1 protein-coding gene and 1 pseudogene are annotated in these 2,352 nt (G+C 68.9%); both read left to right on the top strand.

The annotated features are described in order from the left end of the window. Positions 1 to 1,538, top strand: a pseudogene (locus tag ACE3OH_RS21685) (hypothetical protein); the annotation flags it as partial. Further along, positions 1,535 to 2,352: UvrD-helicase domain-containing protein (locus ACE3OH_RS21680; RefSeq protein ID WP_374358193.1), on the top strand; the 818-nt coding region annotated here is incomplete at its 3' end. The pseudogene ACE3OH_RS21685 and the gene ACE3OH_RS21680, both read left to right, overlap by 4 nt.

Genomic DNA, 2,352 nt, shown 5'->3' with positions numbered 1-2,352 from the left:
AGGCCGCGCTCACCGCCCTGGCCGATCTGGCCCAGAATGCCCGGCTCACCGCCCCGGCCGAGCGCGCCGCCGTGGCCGACTGGCTGGAAAGCCGCCTGAGCGCCAACACCAGCGCCGGTGGTTTTTTGACCGGCGGCGTCACCTTTGCCCAGCTGGTGCCGATGCGCAGCCTGCCGTTCCGCATCGTGGCGGTGCTGGGACTGGAAGACGGCGCCTTCCCGCGCGATATGCCGCCCGACGGCTTTGACCTGATCGCCCGCCATCCGATGCGCGGCGATCGTACCCGCCGGCTCGATGATCGCTGGCTATTCCTGGAAACCATGCTGGCCGCCCGCGATGCCCTGCTGCTGTTCTACACTGGCCGCGATGCGCGTACCGACGAGCCTATGCCGCCTTCAACGGTGATCGCCGATCTGCTCGATGCGGTGCGCAGCAGCTGGCAAGACGAGGCTGGCGGCGACCCGACGCCGCGCCTGTGCGTGCAGCACAGCCTGCAACCGTTTGCCGCCAGCCGCTTTGCCAGCGGCCAGCCGCCCAGCTATGCCAGTCGCTGGGCGGCGCTGGCGGCGCGCATCGGCCAGGGCAGCGGTCAAGCCACGCCCTTGCTGGCGGCACCTGCTGCTTTGCCGATCGCGAACACCATCAGCCTCGAAGGCCTGCTGGCCTATGTGCGCGACCCCGGCGGCTGGCTGCTGCGCCAGCTCGGCTTGCGTTTCGAGCGGGCCGATGCGGCGCTGGAACAGCGCGAACCGTTTGGTCTTGATCGCAATACCAAGCAATCCTTGCTACAGCTGGCCGAGGCACGTGCCGACGAGGGCACGGTGTTGCAAGCGCTTGGCCATGGCGCAGCGATACTGCCCGAAGGATCGCTCGGCGATAGCCTGGCCCAGCGCGCCGCCAAGCAATTCGCGCCGGCGGTGGCAGCCTGGCGCAATGCCGGCAGCGGTAGCGACTATGAATTCTCACTGCAGTTGGCGGTGTCAGACCAGCAATTCAGCCAACTGAATATGCTGGGGCGCCTGCACGGCCTCAGCGCCGACGGCCAGTTCCTGCGCGAGCGCCGCGAGCTGGGCGAGGTGGCGCGCATCAGCGCCTGGCTGCGCCATTTATGCCTGTGCGCCGCCGCACCCGATGGTGTTGCCCGCCATACCCGGCTGGTGGCGCTCGATACCGAGCTGCACTTCGGGCCGGTAGAGGACGCCGAGCAGCACTTGCGCGACTGGCTGGCGCTTTGGCTGGCCGCCCATCGCGCGCCGGCGCCATTCTGGCCGCGCAGCTCACTGGCCTGGGCGACGGTGATGGCAGCCGGGCCGAAGGCCGCCAGCAAATCGCGCCCGGCCGAAACCGCCACCGACCTCGCCTGGCGTGCCGAACGTAGTGCCATGCAGCGCTGGGTCGGCAATGATCACCAGACTGGCGAAGGCCGGTATAAATCCAACCATGCCCTGTGGCGCGGCGCCTTGCTGGTCGACGCCGTGTTCCAGGACTGGGCCGGCCGGCTGCTATTGCCGATGCTGGCCGCGGAGCAGCGCATATGAGTTTCGACCCGCTCGCCCTGCCGCTAGACGGCTTGCAACTGATCGAGGCCAGTGCCGGCACCGGCAAGACCTGGACCATTGCGGCGCTGTATCTGCGCCTGGTGCTGCAAGGCGGCGCCGATGGCAAGGGCCTCAGTCCGGAGCAGATCCTGGTGGTGACCTTTACCCGCGCCGCCACCGCCGAATTGCGCGGGCGCATCCGCGCCCGGCTGGCTGAGCTGGCCAGCGCGCTGGAGCAGCAGCTGGAAGGCCACGGTCCAGCCGCCGACCCGCTGTGCGCGGCCTTGATTGCCCAATTGCCGCCCGAGCAGCTGAGCGATGCCCTGCGTCGGGTAACTGCCGCAGTATCGGGCTTTGATGCGGCGGCCATCTTCACCATCCACAGCTTTTGCCAGCGCGCGCTGGGCGAGCATGCGCTGCTGGCCGGGCTGGAACTCGGTAGCGAGCTGGTCGCCGATGAAGCCGATATGGTGCAGGCGGCATTCGATAGCGCCTACAAGCAGGCCTTGGCACTGGGTGATGCCAGCTGGGTGGACTGGCTGGTCGATCAAGGCGAGACCCCGGATCGCTGGCGCGCCGAGCTGGGTCGCTATCTGGGCCAGCCCTGGCTGAAGATCGAAGCACCCCTGGTCGATGCCGGCCCGGCCGACGCCGAGTTTGCCCGTGCCTGGGAGGCGGTGCAGCAGCACTGGCGCAATAGCGAGCTGGACGATCTACGCGCGGCGGTGGCGGGCGGCCGCTACAACGGCCGCTTGCTGCGCAGCGACTGGCTGGAAAGCAGTATCGAGCGCTGGCAACGCTGGCTGGGCGGCCC

The sequence above is a fragment of the Chitinimonas sp. genome (assembly GCF_041904975.1).
Classification (GTDB): Bacteria; Pseudomonadota; Gammaproteobacteria; order Burkholderiales; family Chitinimonadaceae; genus Chitinimonas.
This window is presented reverse-complemented; position numbering and strand designations above follow the sequence as displayed.